This is a genomic window from Bacillus sp. OTU530, assembly GCF_038440375.1.
This window is the reverse complement of the sequence record NZ_JASATP010000077.1, coordinates 1-20442: the sequence shown is the minus strand read 5'-3', so window position 1 is coordinate 20442 and position 20442 is coordinate 1. Positions and strand designations below refer to the sequence as shown.

General features: G+C 38.9%; 17 protein-coding genes, 2 pseudogenes and 2 riboswitches. Of the genes and pseudogenes, 2 read left to right on the top strand and 17 right to left on the bottom strand.

Annotated features, from left to right (window positions below):
* Positions 1–373: 373 nt before the first annotated feature.
* The 10 genes and pseudogenes from AAHB12_RS29300 to AAHB12_RS29255 form a co-directional block, all read right to left on the bottom strand.
* Entirely contained in the window at positions 374–745 is a 372-nt protein-coding gene (locus tag AAHB12_RS29300) for an iron-sulfur cluster biosynthesis family protein (RefSeq protein WP_342048652.1), read from the bottom strand.
* A gap of 38 nt (positions 746–783) precedes the next feature.
* A pseudogene (locus tag AAHB12_RS29295) lies at positions 784–903 on the bottom strand (lipoyl synthase); the annotation flags it as partial.
* Between the two features lie 204 nt (positions 904–1107).
* Entirely contained in the window at positions 1108–2598 is a 1491-nt protein-coding gene (gene gcvPB / locus AAHB12_RS29290; RefSeq protein WP_342048651.1) for an aminomethyl-transferring glycine dehydrogenase subunit GcvPB, read from the bottom strand.
* Positions 2591–3940, bottom strand: coding sequence for an aminomethyl-transferring glycine dehydrogenase subunit GcvPA (gcvPA, locus tag AAHB12_RS29285; protein ID WP_342048650.1), 1350 nt, complete (start codon positions 3938–3940; stop codon positions 2591–2593). The genes gcvPB and gcvPA overlap by 8 nt, the downstream gene beginning before the upstream one ends.
* Position 3941: 1 nt before the next feature.
* Positions 3942–4337 (bottom strand): glycine cleavage system protein GcvH, encoded by a 396-nt coding sequence (gene gcvH / locus AAHB12_RS29280; protein WP_342048649.1) that lies wholly within the window; start codon positions 4335–4337, stop codon positions 3942–3944.
* Between the two features lie 163 nt (positions 4338–4500).
* On the bottom strand, positions 4501–5604 hold the full coding sequence (gcvT, locus tag AAHB12_RS29275) for a glycine cleavage system aminomethyltransferase GcvT (protein WP_342048654.1): 1104 nt from the start codon (positions 5602–5604) through the stop codon (positions 4501–4503).
* Positions 5605–5632: 28 nt separating this feature from the next.
* On the bottom strand, positions 5633–6514 hold the full coding sequence (gene sdaAA, locus AAHB12_RS29270; protein ID WP_342048653.1) for an L-serine ammonia-lyase, iron-sulfur-dependent, subunit alpha: 882 nt from the start codon (positions 6512–6514) through the stop codon (positions 5633–5635).
* Positions 6514–7032: a serine dehydratase beta chain gene (locus AAHB12_RS29265; protein ID WP_342048648.1), complete on the bottom strand. Its 519-nt coding sequence runs from the start codon at positions 7030–7032 to the stop codon at positions 6514–6516. Before AAHB12_RS29265 ends, sdaAA begins: the two co-directional genes overlap by 1 nt.
* Positions 7033–7047: 15 nt before the next feature.
* Positions 7048–8298 carry a serine hydroxymethyltransferase gene (gene glyA, locus AAHB12_RS29260; RefSeq protein WP_342048647.1) on the bottom strand — a complete coding sequence of 417 codons (1251 nt, stop codon included), beginning with the start codon at positions 8296–8298 and terminating at the stop codon, positions 7048–7050.
* A gap of 77 nt (positions 8299–8375) precedes the next feature.
* A riboswitch (glycine riboswitch) is annotated at positions 8376–8459 on the bottom strand.
* 3 nt (positions 8460–8462) lie between these two features.
* A riboswitch (glycine riboswitch) is annotated at positions 8463–8564 on the bottom strand.
* A 414-nt stretch (positions 8565–8978) separates the two neighbouring features.
* On the bottom strand, positions 8979–10073 hold the full coding sequence (locus AAHB12_RS29255) for a GerAB/ArcD/ProY family transporter (RefSeq protein WP_342048646.1): 1095 nt from the start codon (positions 10071–10073) through the stop codon (positions 8979–8981).
* A gap of 264 nt (positions 10074–10337) precedes the next feature.
* On the opposite strand from AAHB12_RS29255, the gene AAHB12_RS29250 reads away from it, so the two are divergent.
* On the top strand, positions 10338–10661 hold the full coding sequence (locus tag AAHB12_RS29250; RefSeq protein ID WP_342048645.1) for a YnfA family protein: 324 nt from the start codon (positions 10338–10340) through the stop codon (positions 10659–10661).
* A 164-nt stretch (positions 10662–10825) separates the two neighbouring features.
* Here AAHB12_RS29250 and AAHB12_RS29245 read toward each other — a convergent pair whose 3' ends face one another.
* From AAHB12_RS29245 to AAHB12_RS29215, 7 genes and pseudogenes are all read right to left on the bottom strand, one after another.
* Positions 10826–11488 (bottom strand): DUF2642 domain-containing protein, encoded by a 663-nt coding sequence (locus AAHB12_RS29245; RefSeq protein ID WP_342048644.1) that lies wholly within the window; start codon positions 11486–11488, stop codon positions 10826–10828.
* A gap of 239 nt (positions 11489–11727) precedes the next feature.
* A pseudogene (locus tag AAHB12_RS29240) lies at positions 11728–13082 on the bottom strand (arsenic transporter).
* A 245-nt stretch (positions 13083–13327) separates the two neighbouring features.
* Positions 13328–13870 carry a DUF1003 domain-containing protein gene (locus AAHB12_RS29235; RefSeq protein ID WP_342048643.1) on the bottom strand — a complete coding sequence of 181 codons (543 nt, stop codon included), beginning with the start codon at positions 13868–13870 and terminating at the stop codon, positions 13328–13330.
* A gap of 316 nt (positions 13871–14186) precedes the next feature.
* On the bottom strand, positions 14187–14399 hold the full coding sequence (locus tag AAHB12_RS29230) for a hypothetical protein (protein ID WP_342048642.1): 213 nt from the start codon (positions 14397–14399) through the stop codon (positions 14187–14189).
* 384 nt (positions 14400–14783) lie between these two features.
* On the bottom strand, positions 14784–15644 hold the full coding sequence (locus tag AAHB12_RS29225) for an AraC family transcriptional regulator (RefSeq protein ID WP_342048641.1): 861 nt from the start codon (positions 15642–15644) through the stop codon (positions 14784–14786).
* 346 nt (positions 15645–15990) lie between these two features.
* The gene (locus AAHB12_RS29220) at positions 15991–16803 is read right to left on the bottom strand and encodes a hypothetical protein (protein ID WP_342048640.1); all 813 of its coding nucleotides are present in this window, start codon (positions 16801–16803) and stop codon (positions 15991–15993) included.
* A gap of 424 nt (positions 16804–17227) precedes the next feature.
* A complete protein-coding gene (locus AAHB12_RS29215) occupies positions 17228–18244 on the bottom strand; it encodes a YeiH family protein (protein WP_342048639.1) in 1017 nt (338 codons plus the stop codon).
* A gap of 738 nt (positions 18245–18982) precedes the next feature.
* On the opposite strand from AAHB12_RS29215, the gene AAHB12_RS29210 reads away from it, so the two are divergent.
* The gene (locus tag AAHB12_RS29210) at positions 18983–20158 is read left to right on the top strand and encodes an FUSC family protein (protein ID WP_342048638.1); all 1176 of its coding nucleotides are present in this window, start codon (positions 18983–18985) and stop codon (positions 20156–20158) included.
* Positions 20159–20442: the final 284 nt, after the last annotated feature.

Below are 20442 nucleotides of genomic sequence, written 5' to 3'. Positions count from 1 at the left end.
ATTTCAGCTCCCTCATGACCGTTTGGATGATGTGCTCATCTACACCATTGAAGAAGGAAATTTCAGCGTTGGCTGTTTTGATCGTGCAGGCAGGATTTTGGGAAAGTACTGCTGGATTTGTTGCAGTAGTATTTTAGTTTTCGGTATGTAAAGTCACGGGGACAATCGTTAGTTTTTGTGGCATATAGAAAGCACCTCCTTAAATTGATACATTCATCGTACCAGGAGATGCTGCGTGTTTATATGCGTTGTTTGAATGGGCGCTTACAAGGAAGCTGATAAAAACCACATTACGGGGAGGCCAAAAAGCATCTGCTCACCGGCAGATGCTTTTTGACGAGTTTCTTCCTACTTATGTAGATTTATTGTGTATTTATGTATCTCTCCCAACCTCGGACTTGCTGTCGCCGAGCAACTCCCCATTGGATGTACCAGGCATTTTCCCTACTTCAACCGCACATGCACTTGATGCGAAAGTTTCTCCAACAACAAATCCATATTCACCTGTATAATCAATTTTCGTCGTTTCATCTAAATAACGCTGTGTAAAACGATCTATTCGAATCTGAATCCCACTACATTCAATAAGTGTATCTCCTCGTCGTGGTCCATCAAAAATAAGTGTAAACTTAATAGACATCCCACACCCCCCAGCTACATCAGCGTCAATCCGAGGGAGTTTCCCTTTTTCCAATCCCATTGTTTTTAGCTTGTTCAATGCCACATTTGTTAGTGTAATCACCATTAAATTCTCTCCTTCTGCCAATGTTCCGTGTTTCACGATTATACATTTACCTTTGCCGCATTGACCTGTTCATCAGCGTGATAAGAAGAGCGAACAAGCGGACCTGCTTCACAGTGTATAAAACCTTTCAATAATGCAATTTTCTTTAAATCTGTAAAATGTTCACTTGTATTTAATTTTGAGCGTTTACTAATTTGGTCATAGCCTTCACTCCTATGCAAAAAACATAAAACTAGCAACGCTCAAAACATACAACATAGTATGAATTTTAGCTAATATAGAACCACCAAGAATAAGATAGGAGGAAAATATGTATCCCTTAACTTTCATTCTCGATGGTTCATTTTCGGCTCAAAACTAGCTTATGATTTTACGACATCTTTTTCTCTATCCATTATTTTCTCTTTTGTATAACGCAGTACTGGTTGTCTTGCTGCTTGTACTTCGTCCAAGCGGCCTATTACTGTTGTATGTGGTGCGTCCAGTACAACGCTTGGGTTTTCTTCCACTTCCTTGGCAATTTGAATCATAACATCAGCAAAGGCATCCAGTGTTTCCTTTGACTCTGTTTCTGTCGGCTCAATCATCAGACATTCCTCTACATTTAATGGGAAGTAGATGGTTGGCGGGTGATAGCCAAAGTCAAGCAGACGTTTTGCCATATCGAGTGTTCTTACGCCAAGCTGTTTCTGTCTTGATCCGGATAAAACAAATTCATGCTTACAAACTTGCGAATATGGTGCTTCAAAATACGGCTCAAGCCTTTTTCGAAGATAATTCGCATGAAGTACAGCACTTTCAGATACCTTGCGTAACCCTTCAGGTCCCATCGTACGAATATACGTGTATGCACGAACGAGAATACCGAAATTGCCATAATACCCTTTTACACGGCCAATGGATAATGGTTGATTATAGTCCAAGACATATTTATCCTTGTCCTTTTCAATACGCGGTACTGGTAGATATGGAATTAGTTTCTTTTTCACACCAACAGGGCCTGCACCGGGACCACCACCACCATGAGGTGTTGTAAATGTTTTATGAAGATTTAAATGTACGATGTCAAAGCCCATTTGTCCTGGTGTTGTTTTACCTAAAATAGCATTGGCATTTGCACCATCATAATACAGTAAGCCTCCTGCTTCATGGACAACTTTTGCAATTTCCACAATTTCCTTTTCAAACAAACCAAGTGTATTAGGATTTGTTAGCATTAATGCCGCTGTGTCACTATCAACATGCTTTTTTAATTCTTGTAAATCTACTAAGCCGTCTTTATTTGATGGAATGGTTACCGTTTTAAAGCCAGCAACTGTTGCACTTGCAGGGTTTGTGCCGTGCGCTGAGTCTGGGACAAGTACTTTTGTCCTCTTTTCTCCTTTTTGTTCAAGATAGGCTTTTACCATCATTAAACCTGTCCATTCTCCGTGAGCTCCTGCAGAAGGCTGTAATGTCACTGCATCCATCCCTGTAATTGCAGCCAGATCCTCCTGTAGCTCATATAAGAGTTTTAGCGCCCCCTGCACCGTTTCCGTTGGCTGATATGGATGGATGCGGCTAAAACCATCAAAACGAGCTACATCTTCGTTAATTTTCGGATTGTATTTCATCGTACAAGAACCAAGCGGATAAAACCCATTATCAATACCATGATTTTTATTGGAAAGTGCTGTATAATGGCGAACAAGCTGAAGTTCCGATACTTCTGGCAGCTCTGCTGGTATATCACGAATCAGATGCTTCGGAAGCTTATCTTGTAAATCGATTTTGTCAACATCACTTGATGGAAGGTCTGAACCAACACGACCCGGATGACTTATTTCAAAGATTAATTGATTATACTCAACCATTTATAACCGCCTCCAGTACCTTTACAAATTGTTCAATCTCTTCTCTTGTTCGCTGTTCCGTCACAGCAACTAGCATTCTATTTTCAAAATCATAATCATTACCTAAATCAAATCCACCAATCATTCCCGCCTCAAGAAGCTTCTCGTTTACTTCCTTTATCGAACAAGGAAGCTCGATAACAAATTCATTATAGAATGGTGCTTGATTCATAATAGTAAAACCCTTCTCTTCCAGACATTTTGCCATATAATCAGCTTTTTCAAAATTCAGCTGTGCCATATGACGAATCCCGTTCTTTCCGAGCGCTGTCATACAGACAGAAGAAGCAAGGGCATTTAACGCTTGGTTGGAACAAATATTTGATGATGCTTTATCACGGCGAATATGCTGTTCACGTGCTTGCAATGTTAACACAAATCCACGTCTACCTTGCTCATCTGTCGTCTGCCCTACGATGCGCCCAGGCACTTTTCGCATAAATTTTTTATGAACCGCAAAATAACCGCAATGTGGACCGCCAAAAGCCATTGGTATCCCTAACGGCTGCATATCACCAACAACAATCTCTGCACCAAGTTTGCCCGGTGGTTGCAGAAGTGCTAGTGCTAACGGATTGGCACTTACGACTAAAATCGCTCCTTCTATCTCTGCAATTTTTTTAATTTCAGCTAAATCTTCAATCGAACCAAAGAAATTCGGGTATTGAATAATAATAGCTGCTGTCTCCTTATCAATTTGTTCTTTTAGGGCCTCTAGGTCTGTACAATCAGTAGCAAGATTCACCTCTTTAACTGTGTACCCTAAACCACCCGCTACTGTATGTAGAACGGCACGAGATTCAGGATGAACTGCCTTTGATACAAGCACTTTAGAACGTTTTGTTGATGCAACGACAAGCGATGCTGCTTCTGCAAGCGATGTAAAACCATCGTACATAGAGGAATTGGCAACATCCATTCCTGTTAACTCACAAACCATCGTTTGAAATTCAAAAATAGCCTGTAACTCACCCTGACTGATTTCTGGTTGATAAGGTGTATATGCTGTATAAAATTCAGAACGTGATATCATATGATTGACAACACTTGGAATGTAATGATCATATGTACCTGCACCAAGAAAAGTCGGGTAGTTATTCGCATTTTTATTTTGCGAAGCAAGCTGGTGCATTTTTTTAAACAGAAGTGATTCAGGAACAGCATCTGGAATATTCAGTTCACTATTCAGACGAATCTCACTAGGCAAATCCTCAAACAGCTCATCTACCGAAGAAATATTTAAAAAATCCAGCATCTCTTCTTGATCCTGTTGTGTATCAGGAAGGTATCTATATGTAGTCATATTATTCCTCTCCTTCATCAATAAACGTTTGGTATTCATCTTCATTTAGGAGCGAGTCTAATTCTTCTAGATTAGACATTTCCACTTCTACTAACCACCCTGCTTCATATGGATCTTCGTTAATTGTCTCAGGAGCATCATCTAACCCTTCATTTACATTGACCACCGTACCAGATACCGGGGCATAAATTTCAGAGACAGCTTTAACTGACTCAACTGTTCCCATTGATTCATTAACTGTTACTTCACCACCAACTGCTGGATTCTCAACAAAAACAATATCCCCTAACTGCTTTTGTGCATAATGAGAAATTCCAATGCGTACTCGATTGCCGCTTAATTGTAATACCCACTCATGTTCCTTGCTGTATAGTAAGTTTGTTGTTACTTTTGTCATTGTTTTTCTTCCTTTCATCCGTAATATTTTCTAAAACTTTTATATTATCAGAAAACTTATGAAAGAGCCTTTTCCCTTAGCATGCTTGTCAACTGGCTGTCTACGTACAAGGTGCACGCCCTTCATTCTAGGAGAATACTACATCATTACTCTATTAAAAATTTCAAGAACCTTTTTTATAGAACGGCGTTTTGACAACAACAGCATCAATCTTCTTATTACGGATTTCAACTTTTAGTTTTGTCCCAACCTCCGCATGTTCTGCTGATACTAGAGCAAGTCCTAAGCTTTTCTTTAGCGACGGTGAATGTGTTCCAGAGGTAATACAGCCGATTTCCTCTTCATCTTCGGAAAGCACCTTGTACCCGTGACGAGGAATACCTCTTCCCGTCACTTCAATACCAACCAATCTCCGTTTTAATCCTTCCTCTTGTTGTTTTATAAGTGCGGTTTTTCCGATAAAGTCACTTCCTTTGTTCGTTTTTACCGCAAAACCGATACCTGCTTCAAGTGGACTGATTTTGTTAGTGAGCTCTTGACCATACAAAGCAAGACGTGCTTCAAAGCGGAGCGTATCACGTGCCCCAAGCCCGCATGGCTTTAAGCCATCTTCCTTTCCTGTTTCTAGAATCTTCTCCCAAAGTGCACTTGCTTTATCTGCCTCTACATAAAGTTCAAAGCCATCCTCTCCTGTGTAACCTGTACGGGATACAAGAACTTCTGTAACACCACCAAGATTGACGTTTTGGACAAAGTGAAAAAAGTCAATTTCCGCTAAATCAGTTTCCGTTAACCTTTGTAAAATACTCTCTGCCATTGGCCCCTGGATAGCGAGCTGCGCGATAGCATTTGAGATATTTTGCAGTGTCACTTCTCCTCTTACATGCTGCTTCATCCACCCGTAATCTTTTTCAATGTTTGCCGCATTAATCACGAGTAAATATTTCTCGTTTGCTAACTTGTACACAAGTAAATCATCAACTGTACCACCATCCGGATCACACATTGCTGTATACTGTGCTTGGTTGATGCTCAGCTTTGTCACATCGTTTGTTACAAGATAGTTTATATATCCTTCCGCGTCTTTCCCTTCTACAAGGACCTCTCCCATATGGGAAACATCGAAAAGTCCAGCTTCCTTTCGAACAGCTTCATGCTCCTCCAAGATACTTGAAAACTGTACCGGAAGTTCCCAACCTCCAAAGTCAATCACTTTTGCACCGTACTTTTTATATGTTTCAAAAAGGGTTGTTCTCTTTAACGTCATTTCTGTATTCACTAATTAACCTCCCTGATTAGGACTTTTTACCAAATAGACGTTCCTTCACCTTTTTACCCGTTTCTGTCATCGCCAAGCCATCAAGCGCTGTTTCTCTAAGGGCCCGTGGCATATCTTTTCCGACCTTATACATAACTTCAATTACTTCATCACATGGAATACGGCTTTCAACACCGGCAAGAGATAAGTCGGCTGCTGAAAATGCGATTGATGTCCCAATCACATTTCGCTTAATACAAGGTACCTCAACAAGTCCTGCAACTGGATCACAAACTAAGCCCAAGAGCGATTTCATAGCAATTGCCGTTGCATTTACCGCCTGCTCCGGTGTACCACCTTTTAATTCAACAATTACTCCCGCAGCCATTGCCGCTGCTGAACCAACCTCTGCCTGACAGCCGCCTGCGGCCCCTGAAATAAAGGAGCGATTGGCAATCACATAACCAAGCATGCTTGCAGTAAACAGTCCCATAACCAACTCCTTATAAGAAGTGTCGCCATTTTTATGGAGAGAGAACAACACTCCTGGTAAAATACCAGCTGCTCCAGCTGTTGGAGTGGCTACAATAACTCCCATTCGCGCATTGGTCTCAGACGTTGCAAGTGAAAATGTCATAGCATCACTGATGTAACTTCCCGACAATGCTTTACCCTGCTTCACATAATTATGCATTTTGACTGCATCACCACCGGAGATACCACTTGGTGCAGTAGAGGGATCTTTTATACCGCTATCTACAGCTTCCTTCATTTTGATTAATCGCTCTTCCATCATTCCAATAATAGCTTCTTTATCTCTTCCCGACTTCTCTTCTTCCATCATCAGCATTACTTCACCAATTGTTTTCCGTTCACGTTCGCAAACTTCAACTAACTCATTCATTGATCGAATTTCCATCATGAACCCTCCAAGATCGGGCCTTTTATCAAATATGGTCGATAACTTGCTGCAAGTATCGAAAAATCATCGCTTGTGCTTAAGCGAATATCAAATTGTTCATCATCAATCATAAAGATTTTAGATAAACCGCCGCCAAGCGATACACCACCTACTTTTACAATCCATTCCCCACGCTTTGCTGTAACGACCGTTGTATTTGGGTGCTCATATTCTAGACAACTATCTTCAAGAGAGAATTCGTAGCATAGTCCATATTGTTTGGTCAGCTCGACTGCATGTTTAATCCGAGAATCATCTGTATCCATACCTAGCAATCCACCAATAAGAGCTTTATCTGTTCCGTGTCCTTGATATGTTGCTGCAAAGGAATCATAGAAAATAATTTCAGCCTCTTCTGGGCATCCGCCCAATAGCTCGTAAATAAACTTGCCGATTGATACGACACCTGCTGTATGAGAACTTGATGGTCCTACCATAATCGGGCCAATAATATCAAAACAACTTTGAAACTCCATGATCATGCTCCTTTCTTACACAGTAATTACTGTTTGAAATAGTGGATACATATCACAAATAGCTTTTGTTGTTTCTTTTGCTTGTTTAAGAACTTCCTTATCACCTTTGCTTTTCAGAACAGATGCAATTACTTTAGCGATTTGCACCATCTCTTCCTGTTTCATCCCACGTGTTGTTAACGCCGCTGTCCCCATACGGATCCCACTTGTAACAAACGGGCTTTGCGGATCATACGGAATCGTGTTTTTATTAACCGTTATACCAGCCTCTTCAAGCAACTTCTCGGCTTCTTTTCCTGTTAAGTCCCATGGGCGTACATCCAACAGTACAATATGATTGTCTGTGCCACCTGAAACTAGAGCTGCACCTTCTTTCTTTAATTCTTCCCCAAGTATTACTGCGTTTTCGATGACTTGTTGTGCATATTCCTTAAAACTTGGCTGCAGTGCTTCCTTAAAGGCAACTGCTTTTGCAGCGATAATATGCATCAGTGGCCCGCCTTGAATACCTGGGAATACAGCTTTATTGATGGCCTTAATGATCTCTTCATCATTGGTTAGGATAATACCACCACGGGGACCTCTTAATGTTTTATGCGTGGTACTTGTCACAACATCTGCATAAGGGATTGGTGATACATGAAGTCCTGCTGCTACAAGCCCCGCAATATGGGCCATATCTACCATCAATTTCGCGCCAGCTTTATCAGCAATTTCTCTGAAACGAGCAAAATCAATCTTTCTTGTATAGGCACTTGTACCTGCAATGATTAGCTTGGGTTTTTCTTTTTGTGCTACTGCTTCTAGTTCATCATAGTCAATCAAATGATTATCTTCCCTCACCCCGTAAGACACAACATCAAACCATTTTCCTGACATACTTACCGGACTACCATGTGTTAGATGACCGCCGTGCGATAGGTTCATCCCCATTACTTTATCGCCTGGCTGAAGCAAAGCATAAAAAACAGCTGTATTTGCTTGTGCACCCGAGTGTGGCTGTACATTTGCATATGTAGCACCAAACAGCTTGGTCAAACGTTCAATAGCCACTTGTTCTGCTACATCGACAAATTCGCAACCCCCATAGTAGCGCCTTCCGGGATAACCCTCTGCATACTTGTTCGTTAACACACTTCCCATTGCTTCTAAGACATCCTGGCTTACAAAGTTTTCTGATGCAATCAGTTCCAAAGTCTGATGCTGGCGATGTTTTTCCTTCTCAATCGCTTCAAAAATTATCACATCACTTTGCTGTAAACTCATTCCTATCCCTCCACAAAATTTTGCTGTGTTACCCTTTTTTCCATGCAAAAAAGGACAGAAAAGGGTAACATTCCCTTCTCTGTCCTTTTACCTGAGAGTTTAACTCTAAAATTAATAGAGCTCTCCCCTTCGGTGGCGTTTTATAAACGCGCTCTCCAGAGGTGCGTCCTATTGTGGTTCTTCTACCTGAGAGATTTGTTCCAAGGGTCTTTTTGGAACTTGCTCCTTCGGTGGCTACTTCCTTTGCACTCTCCCACAATCGTCATCCGCTATATTTAATTCAGAATAATCAAATTATTTCCCGTTGTCAAGCGCTAATTCATTAAAAAACATAAACTATCCTTACTACATTCATTTGTTATAATCACATTGTACACGTGTTATTACATTATTTTCTATTCGTGTGTTAGTTAATCTAACAATGAAAATTGTCACAAGATTCGATATAACTAGGGATAGCTCCAAAAGTAGTACTTAACATTATCAGAATTCAATGTATCTGGGATCCTACAAAAAGGTCCCCCAGCTAAGTAACCTAGAAAACATTACTTGTTCATTAGAAGCTTCGAAATTTGCATCTATCTTGCTATATCTTGTACGCGGAAGAGCGTGAACATGAAGATCACTCGCGATAAAAAATGAGCAACCGGGGTGAAGCCTATACAAAAGGAACGAGGTGATCATGTCTTTGCCCTTCTGTTTATGAACCATAACATGAGAAGAATAATTGTAAAAAAAGCCGGCAAGCAGTTAAAAAAATAATTTGCATATAAAGTGATCTGGTATCCTGTTACGTAGGAGGCCGTTTGTATACTAATAAACCAAAACACACCAATAAACAGATAGGGCGTAAGGTTACGCCCTTTCCATTTGAAGCGTTTCAACCAAATCACCTTTTTTAAGAGTTCTATCACTACATGCCAATGAATTAAAATACTTAAGAATGAAACAACCAGGTATAGCACTAGAAAAACGAATAAAACACGTTCAATGAATCCGAACTCCAGTCGCATGGCATCACTTGTTCGAGCCCAAGGATAAACGATTCTGTTGACCTGTTCAAATCCATTATATCCAATTGGGACAAAATAAGTAGTGGCTAAGTTCCCTGCAAACACGAAGAAAATGAGCCCAATTTGAAGCAACGTTATCCTTTGCTTCTTCGTAAATACACGATTGAAAATAATTAAATTGCCTGCACCTAGGGTTGAAAATAAAGCAGCAGAGAATGCAGAGTAGCTAGGAATGTGATAGATGTACATGATCGACTCCTTCACAAAGTCCCATTCCATACCTTCGCTCGTATATGTTTTTATCATCAGGAGGAGCACGAGAGGCATGCTGAACACTAAAATAGCTTCAAGCGTATATAACACACTTTTGGAACTCATTAATATGCCAAATGAAATAAAGCATAGAAAAATAGCAGTAATCCATTGTAGTGACATATCTGGACTTAAAAATCTTTTCAGTACGAAGGAATAGTTAATAAGAGTTGTTAATCCTGCTGAAAACCAGGCAACTACAAGGAGCATAAGGAATGGAATTGTAATCCATTTCGGAGTGTACTCTTTTAGTAGTTCAGGTAATCCTTTGCCAGGGAATTTGTTAAAAAAACGGGCTATTATATAAGTACCCATAGAACCCGTAATGATGGCGAGAATCATGGAAACAATTGCTCCCTTTGTTCTAGCGTCTAATAAAATTGTAGGAACGGAGGCCGCAACATTTACTATCATGTTTACCATTAGTAAGTAATAAAAATATCGATTCATTTCTACATCCTCTATTTTTCATTAAGCTTTTCTGAACAACCCATTTGAAATATATGATTCCCTAAAGTTGTTAGGATATGCGATATATACAATGAAGCCGATAAATAGTGGAGTAACTAATAAAAATATGATGCAACGCGTACTAAAGAATGGGTTACGTTGTGACTGTTTAACCTGGACTGATTGTTTCATTAAATTAACCCCAGAAGGTACATGCTGCGAATAGAAAAATAGTAAGATCAATAAACTCAAGGAGTGTTAGCTATGATACAAGCAATTTTTATCTTTTTACTTGCAGGAGTAGCCGAAATTGGTGGAGGTTACTTGATTTGGAAATGGCTACGTGATGGAGAGTCGGGCTGGTTAGGACTTTTTGGAGGAATAGCCCTTGCTCTATATGGAATCATTGCTACATGGCAGGTATTCCCTAACTTTGGACGTGTCTACGCAGCATATGGCGGTGTTTTTATCGTCATGAGTTTATTTTGGGGCTGGTGGATTGATAAGAAAGCACCTGATACATATGATTGGGTCGGTGGAGCTGTTTGTATTGTTGGTGTAGCAATTATGTTGCTACCAAGAAACTAAGTAACTTCCGGTTACCTAATCGCTTATTATCGGAATTCAATGTATCTAGGATTATACACAAACACTCTCCAGCTAAACGATCTGGAGAGTATTTGTGTTCACATAATCAAGCTTATCAGTGATTAATGGGGCGTAATTTGGGTTTTGAATAAGGGTAAGAATGTTTATGGGACATGTACAGATTTGATATGAGTAAGATTCAAATGCATGGTTTCACCATTTGCAGTTATCAACTCAATTAGGTTATTCTCTATTTTTTTTAGTAACCCTATTTTATCTGACTCTTCTCCCATATCAAAGACTACGAAGGTATTTTCTAATTTCTTTAATTGTTCTTTCCATGAAGCGGATGCAATAGTAATAGAAGGCCTGACAGGTAAGAGTTTTTTATCGAGGGTATATGGGGTAGTATTTTGATTGCATAGGGTTAACCATTTTAAATGATCTAAGGAAATATACATTGTTTTATATATAGGTGAATAAAAAACAAAATAATCATTTAACACATCTATGATATAACCATATAATGATTGATTTCCTAATACATGAATTTCAATAAAAAGCATTTTTGCATTTGTTAAAATAGTGTGATATGAAATAGATTCTGTTTGTTTAGGTAATAAAAATCCAGTGGGCTCACCAATTTCCTCATCGCTTCTACTAAGCTTGATTTTATGGACATGTACCAAGGGGATATAAACATATCTCTGTCCATCAAATACTACTACAATATCATCTCCTATATCAGTGAGTATTCCGTCAAAACAAATTTCTGGGGTTATTTTCAAATGAATTTTTTTATTCAATAACTGTTTTAAGTTGTCCAAAAAAAATTCCTCCATACACTATTATTGTCTAATTATTTTCTTAGCTGTTTTTCCATAAGCTGTCATACCAACGCCACCATTGATCCATGTTGTTCTTCCGTTGGCTGTTATTTTTTGTTGTTATTCTCTTGAACGGAAGTTACTTATGAAGGTTAAAGCTATGAAAGAAAAAGGAATAAAATCTTAAAAAGAACTCTACTAAAGTTCTTTTTAAGTATTCAAAGCAGTTTCGTATTGTATTAAGCAAAGATCATTTGTACCCAATAGAACAATAGAAATAACGTTACGATCGTTACTGGCGGAATTACAACTAACGATACGCTCAAGTAATCCTTCCATTTCACCTTGATTTTATTTTGTCTTAGTATGTGCATCCAGATAAGGGAGGCAAGTGTCCCGATAGGCAAGAGTAAAGAGCCCATGTCACTGCCAATGATATTCGCTAGATAAATCGTCTTCAATGTGACCGGATCCAATCCCATTTCTGTTAAAGTGATTGTTCCGACCATCAAAGCTGGATGATTGTTGAAGAAATTAGATAGCACAGAAACCAAACCACCCATGATAAAGCTTGCATAAAGTAATCCTTCATTTACAATCAGTTCACATAGTTTTACCAACATTGCTGTTAGTCCCGCATTATGGAGACCGTAAATGATCACATACATGGAAAAGGCGAAAATCAAAATGTGCCAAGGTGTCTTTTTCAATATATCTACGGGATTTGTACGTAAGTGATACCATCTCCACACCAGTAAAACAACTGATCCGAGTACCGCAACAATTTCGATTGGGATTGCGAAATAGGATGCAACAAAAAGGAGACAGCGCATGATGAAAACAAACAATAATACTTTTAACATAAATCTTGTACGTTGCCGTTTCGTCTCAACCGTAAGACTCCCTTTTAACGGATGAAAGTTTTTCGTGAAGAATATATGCTCGATATCATATACTGAATCTGGCAAACGTTTAGGCAGTTTCCGTTTTACTACTACGTACATCAACCACGACATAAACAATAGTCCTAACGTTGCCGGTACAAACATCATGGCAGTGTGCATATAAAGGGTCATATGAACAATATTCAAAGCAATTAAATTAACGATATTGCTTACACCGATGGGAGCACTGGAAGCTGTGGCAATCAACGCTCCTGTTAAAAGATATGGAATTTGTTGGTGTGGCTTTAGTCTAAGATTTTTGAGGAGTAGGATTAAAATAGGGGTAGTGATTAAGATACTGCCATCGTTATTAAATAAAAGCGTCATTAAAAACACAATAACTGGATATACCAATATAAACGGTAACCTGAACCTTTTGCCGCATTTGCGAGCCATGCAGCTGACCAGTGGAAAAAGCCAAAGCTTTCTAGTATAACTGCCATAACAATCGTTGCCATAATAGTGATTGAGGCGCCGCCGATTTTACTGATAATGTCCATAATATTGGCATAGGATACAGTCCCTGTTAATAGGATAATCCCTGCGCCAATTGCAGCTGGCCACGCTTCATTGATTCCCTTTGGTCTCCAAAATATGACTACTGTTGTCAGAAGGAACACCAAAATTGGAATGATGATGTGAATATTCATTGTTGTATTGTTTCTTCCTTCCTTTTTGGAGCCCCAAGTAATTTGCTACTTGCTTGTCCAATTTTTATTCTACCTTTATTTATATGTAAATCTATTAAAAAGGAATAGACGTTTGAACTACTATAATCAATATGTATGTTTGTCCCCTATGCTTTATTTCAGAATGATCTAGGTGTTTGTCAGTCATATCTAACTGGTGAAAAAAGAGAGAGATCTTACTAAATGAGTAAGACCTCTCTATATGTTTATTTTGTTTTTAATTGTTTCAATAGGTCCTTGATTTCTGCTAATTCGCTCTCTATATGGTGAAGCCGACTTTGCATATCGTCAATCTCTTGCTCTGCTTTATAATTGATTGCAAAGTCAATAACGGATTCATGTTTGTCACGTGCAGCTTGACGGTTTTGACTCATCATAATAACGGGAGCTTGAAATGCTGCTATAAAAGATAAACATAAGTTCAGTAGAATAAACGGTGGAGCATCAAAATGCTCTCCTTTTGTGATAGACAGGCTATTCCAAATAATCCATCCAGCAAGAAAACATGCAAACCACGTAATAAATCGCCAGCTACCTCCAAATTGTGCAATTTTATCTGCTAATCGATCTGCCCATTTGGTTCGTTGTGTATATTCACTATCAAGTTGATGAAGAATTTCAGTCTCATAACGATCTACAAGTCGGTCAATACGTGTTAAACTTTCTTGGTTTAAATCAATATCAAACCCTTGAATTTTCGCAGGTTCTTTCTTTTGTCCTTTTATTTGCTGCCAGATTTTCTGTACCATTGTACAAACCTCCTCTCGTATAGAGGAAGCCATCTTTCCAAAGTTTACTTGAAGCGGCAACCGGATTCATGTGGTAATCCGCTTCGGATATTCAGTTGTATGACTTCCTCTGATGTCGGTGCTATGTCCGACTCTCCTATGCTAGGATTACTCATAAATCAGTTCCACCTCACCTTTTTTCCAAAATCCTTCCCCATTATATGTTATTCTGCCCTTATTGGCTATAAGAGTGTTGAAAGTTATTCTTAGTAAATCTTACATTTTCGTGTAAAAAACTGAATAGCGATGAGTGAACATAACCTAAGTTTCTAAGTATTTATATCCGTCCGGCATATTTTCTATCAGGGTTATTACTATTTAGAAAATGAAACATATGCTGATGATGATCTGTTAGCAGTTTGTTTAACTTTTCCATATGGGCATGTTCTAGATTCCTTCCTAATTTCCAAGGTACTTTTTCTTTATGCGATGGTTTTTTTGTAAAACCTGCTTGCTGTTGTTCCTTAAGTAAAAAGTCATCTTTGTTCATGCTTCAATCTCCTTTGTACATAATATGGGCAACTATTGGTTAGACATTCATGTATTGATTGTTCTCTAAGTAAGCTACTACATTCTCACTTAAGGAGTGAATTTCCTTTTGTATATCTTATACATGTCAGGTTTAACATAAGTCGGCATTGACGGAAGTAGATTCCCGAAGGATTCCGCACCAACACTGGGTTCCTCCCATTCTCGGACAGTATCAAATAGGCAGGATTTTATGCAATGCCCCAGCAGTACGGCTTTAGGTCTTCCCATCCTTTAACACGCCTCCCTACTTTTCGCATAAAATCCTGTATATTTTTTGCGTGTTATGAAATTTAAATATTAAAGCAGTGGACTTCATTAGTAGAATCCACCGCTTATATAGTTCCTATTTGACCGGCACCCAGATTTCACTTTTGGCTGTGGGGCTGGTTGGATCAAGACTTTTATATACCTCCAGGGACGGTGTACCGTTATGTTCATAATCATTGGACGGAAACCATTCCGAATATATTTTTTGCCATGTCTTCGGCAACACATCGGCCACCGGTCCCACAACTTCAAAAATCGCCCATTTCGCAGCAGGAACCTCGTAACTAAATAATCCATCAGGTGGGCCCTCTCTGGATTCAGTAGCCACCCAATACTCAAGCTTATTGTTTTCTTCGCTATAATCGACTGTTACACCCATCAGACCTGATATCTGACCGTTGTTTAGACCCAACAATCGGTCGATGGTGCCATCTTGACCAACCTGAGCCCAAAAACGACCGATCTCTTGAGACGGACCGATTTCCCCGGCACAAATAAGTGACTCTTTCACTCCCACGACCTGGAAGGCATCTCGTTCCATCAATTGATAATTCATCGGTTCGACTCCTTTCAAATTCACCTGTATCATCAGGCGATTATAAGATTGTAGGCTGCCCATTCCTTTTCGTGCTTCACTGGGGGTGATCCCGTGTTGCTTGTGAAAAGCTTTGGCAAAAGATTCAGGAGTTTTATAGCCATATTTATAGGCAAGGTCAATGATCCTCGAGTTGCTGTTGCACAATTCCTGAGCTGCTTTGGTCAGACGGCGTCGCCTTAAATATTCTCCAACCGTGATATCTGTCAGGATGACAAATGTACGCTGAAAATGGTAGGGAGAAAGATGTGCTTGTTTGGCAATGTCGTTGATGGTGATGTCATCCAGCAGATGGTTTTCCATGTATTGTATTGCTCTTTGTAATGATCTTACCAGTTCCATATGGCTCACTCCTTAATTACATTCTAGCTGGAGTATTAACTTGAATCCTGTCATTTTATGCTTTGTTAAGACATTATTTACGGCAATCAAATTAGTCTCCCTAATAACTTAACACTCTTGCTTTTATTCCGTTTAATGGCTCTTTCATGCAAAAAGGACGCTAATCCTATTTCAGAAATGCGCCCGATAGCTGAAAAAGCTTTTATTGTTCGTTATTAAACTTTTCGAGTTCTTTTTCAAAAGATAAGTATACAATTTTCGAAGCGAGAAAAGTTGTATTATCTAGCTTCGGAGCTGAATGAGGATGCTCACGCTTTTCTTAGTAGAATCTGTAATAAACAGTTTTCTAATCTACTCTAGTCCATTCATCAATAGTTTTACCATCAGCATCTATCAACTCTAACCAACTATTCGTGCCGCCAAAATACAAGAACAAACCTACTTCATTGACACTTTTTAATATCAAATCTTCTGTTGTTACAGAATCTTTTATTTTGTCAGCATAATCTGAGCGAAGTTTCTCTCCCATTTTTGCAGCAAAACCTAGTGAGCCATCTTTATTCAGTGGCGGAGTGGACATCATTTTTGCACCAGCCTTTAGGAGCATTTCATTTCTCTTTTGCCAAATAGCTGTTGCCTTACTTTCTCTTGAGCTTACAAAAAATTCTATTTGACTGACCTCTTTGCTCCATCTGTGTTGTGCTTTTTCCGGTTTTGCTTTAGTCTCTTTAACCTCTAATTTTGATTGTATGTTATAACCAAAATTTTCAAGAACCAACAACACTTCATCCTTATAATTTGCGACTATTTTTTTCTGATTAGCAGGAATTTTTATCTCTTCTTTAGCTGTGTTGACAAGACTAATTCCGTTTTTCATTACTTCCTCAATAAAAAGTTGTTCCAAATATTCTATTTCAATCTCCCAAGGCGGAGGGGTAAGCATGATGATTTTATTAAAATCGACATCATCATGAGAAGCATTTTTGGTTGTTTTTCCAATATAAACAATCATGTTGGCTTTCAATAAAAAATAGACTGTTGGTTGCTCTACTGTTATTTCCTTGCTATCGGCATTAGATATGGTGATAGCTCCTTGATTATTACTAAACTTAATATTTGTTTTTGTTTCTGTGATAAGTACATCTAATTTTATTTCCATGACTTCCTCCCTTGACTATTTAATTCGTTTCGGATGTTCATATTCTTATTTTGTTTCATTAATGCTTTGTTCATAGTTTCCTATCCCTTTTTATTGTCATTACCAATTTCTCTATCTACTTAAGGCTCCCTCCCTAAACCGAATGAATCTGCTTCATTATTTTAAGTATCATAACTTTACAACCTGTTCATATATCTTATCATCTATTTCTGCCATACGTATTCCTCCTGTTTATCTATACATTAAGAAATATTATCCTTTTTTATTAATTTTATCTTTAATTATGGAGTAGCATCACATGCCTATCAACTTAACAAAACAAATTGCCTCAAAACGACAAAAATGCTATTCTGCCTACACATTCGTAGGAAAGGCTAGCATTTTTTGTGAATTCTTTAATTCTAAATGAATCACAACAGATTAGTTACATCGTGAAAAAGGTGATGATTGAAAGAAGGACTGACGTGATGGTCATTGCAACAAGTGGCCTTAATGCCTTGGTCCTAAGGTCTTTTAAACTAACGTTCAAACCTAATCCAATCATTGCCATTGCAAGAATAAAAGAAGTAAAGAAAGACACTCCATTCATGACACTTGCAGGTAAGAAAATCACATGCCCAAACACATAGCTTCCGAATAAGCTCATAATAATAAAACCTATAAGAAACCATGGGAATTCAATTTTCGCACCAGATTCAACTTTTTCTTTTCGCTTCATCCAGTACATAAGGATAAAACTTAGTGGAACAAGTAAGAAAATACGACCTAATTTTGCCAATAAAGCAACAGCAAGTGCATGCGGTCCAGCAGGTGCTCCAGCTAAAGCCACATGAGCAATTTCATGTAAACTTACTCCTGACCATATACCGTACTGAAGTGCAGTCAACGGAATAAAAGGTATAATAATTGTATAAATTATGGCGAAAATGGTCCCGACTAAAGCAATAATGCCAGCACCAATTGCAGTGTTTTCATCTTTCGCTTTCAAAATTGGTGAAACGGCTGCAATCGCTGCTGCACCACAGACCCCAGTTCCAATTCCAAGTAATAAGGATAGTGAAGCATCTGCTTTGAACAGCTTTGCAAGTAATACTGTAAGGAGTATTGAAAAGACAATCGTTCCAATATCACGAATAAGTAAACCTAACCCTTCGTGTAAAATAATATTAATATTAAGATTAAATCCAAAGAGAATAATAGCTAGCCTTAACAGCCTTTTGGCTGAGAATTGTATCCCAGTACGCAATTTCTCAGGATACCCCCATATTTGTCGATAAATAACAGCGATAATGATAGCACAGGCAAGCTGCCCAACATGATCTAATCCTGGTACTTTTGATAATCCAAAACTAATTAATGCAACAATAAAGGTAAAGCCAATCCCCCCAAGCCAACGCCCTATGGAAGATGACTTCTGTTGTTTTGCTAATGAGTTTGTCATTGCTTTCACCTCTTATATTTGACTCCGTTGCTTAATCATATGACCAATATAACGATAAGTAAAATCAATTATAACAATGTTTATCATAAGTAAATACTTATGATAACTGCATTTGAATATATTTATTCAGTCATATCTCTAAGTAGGCGTAGCCCTCATGCCCATCAGGCTCATTCGAATATACATTCCCTATACTTACGGAATAACACGACTATGGTTTTAGACTACTTTTTTAATTAAAAAACTCTATTTTAACTTATCATATATTATTTTAAGATATTTTTTTATAACTTTCTGGACAAGAAAACAGAAGGAATGTTTTGTAGAATGAAAATAAAGTTCTTTAGTTTTAAAACCTCAAACACGCTCACCCCCGTCCTAAAATCAGAACGGGGGTAAAATAAAATTGTTTAAAAATCTAAGTTTTATTCCATGACAGTGCCTGATCGTGGAAGATCGTTATTAAAGTAAAGCCACCATTCGTTTAAGCTTAAACCTTCACAACCTCTTCTAAACTTTAAACCTCCTCCTGAAATGAAGAATTTATTCAAACTTGTTCCTCAACAATCCTGTCCTTCCATGGATTAGCTCATTTAACTGTATATCAAATCATTAACTTCTCAAGTATTCGTACATTAAATATAAGCAACTACGGAAATATATAACGTGAACACTATCACATAAAAAAAAGAAAAGCCTCAACACTTTTGATTTTTCCATTAGATAGGAGAGGTTCACTTGCAACATAGAGAACAGTTGAGCCAAGAGAAGAAAACAGAATCGAATAAATTCAACCAAAACAAGAGCGAGTCTTCATCTCCACGACAAAACGGATGGCGTGGGGTCTTTGGGATTAACCGTGCTAGACGTTACCCTTGGAATAAAGCGATCACGGCTGGATTAACGATTGGAATACCGTTTATCGTAGGGAACATATTCGGTCGATTGGATTGGGCACTACTTGCTGGTATCGGAGGATTCACTGCTCTATATGTCCATAATGAATCATACAAACAACGAGCTATCAAGTTATTGTTGGTGAATATTGGTCTCATTATCTCGTTTGGCCTAGGATTAGTTGCAGCTATATCTCCATGGACAATGGCATTAGCTCTTAGCGGAGTAGCTACTATCTCTACTTTCATCTGTGGAGCTTTTCGAGTTCCACCCCCTTCTGGATATTTTTTTGTATTGGTATGTGCTGTTGGTACGAGTCTGCCTGTTGATTTATCAGCCACGCTATCTCGTATGACAATAGCATTGCTTGGGGGGTGCTTGGCATGGGTATTATCTATGTCTAGTTGGCTTTTTATCCCGGGTAATCGGGAGAGAGTCGTTCCTTCAAAGGATTCTGCTCTCGCTTCTAAGAGTGTTCGGACTGTGTTCCGCTCTGCCTTAGCCAAGCATTCTCAGGTAGTGTCCGCATCGTATCGAAATGGACTAGTTATTCTGATTGCCACCTTTATTGCATATGCATTAGGTATTGAACGTTTATATTGGGTGCCGCTTTCTTGTGCCAGTGTTCTGCAAGGAGCTACCATTCTTGCCATGTTACACAGGGCTTTACAAAGATCTGTTGGCACAGTTGTGGGAATTCTCATCGCAGGAGGAATTTTCGCACTAAACCCCTCGTTTTTGATGCTAGGATTATGGGTGATCATGTTACAATTCGTGGTGGAACTAATCATTGTACGTAATTATGCCTTTGCAGTAGTATTCATTACTCCATTGGCATTAATCATTGCAGAGTCTGGGCAGCCAAACATGCCAGTTTCTACCCTGATTGGAGCGAGGCTGCTTGACACGCTGCTAGGTAGTGCCATTGGTTTAATGGGGGCTTTCTTGTGGAGGAATTTTGATAAAGAAAACTCGCCAACTGGCGAGTCCCGCTCTTGGACGAAGACAGAGGCGTAGTTGCACTTACACTGTATTCCTAAAATTCCCCACTACGTCGAATGAACTTCCAGCTGGGAATTTATACTTTCTTACAGTGTAAAGAAAACTCGCCGACTGACGAGCCCCGCTTTTAGGCGAAGGCGATTCATCCCCCTCCCTACTCACTAGGCTTTGCCTTCACGTTCTTTTCTCGTAAGGGGACTTCCTTCGGTCGAAGGAAGGGGTGTTCTCGCCTATTTTTGATAAAGAATGAGCACAATTCTTGCTATAGGATTGCACCGGATTATGCAACAAGACGAACT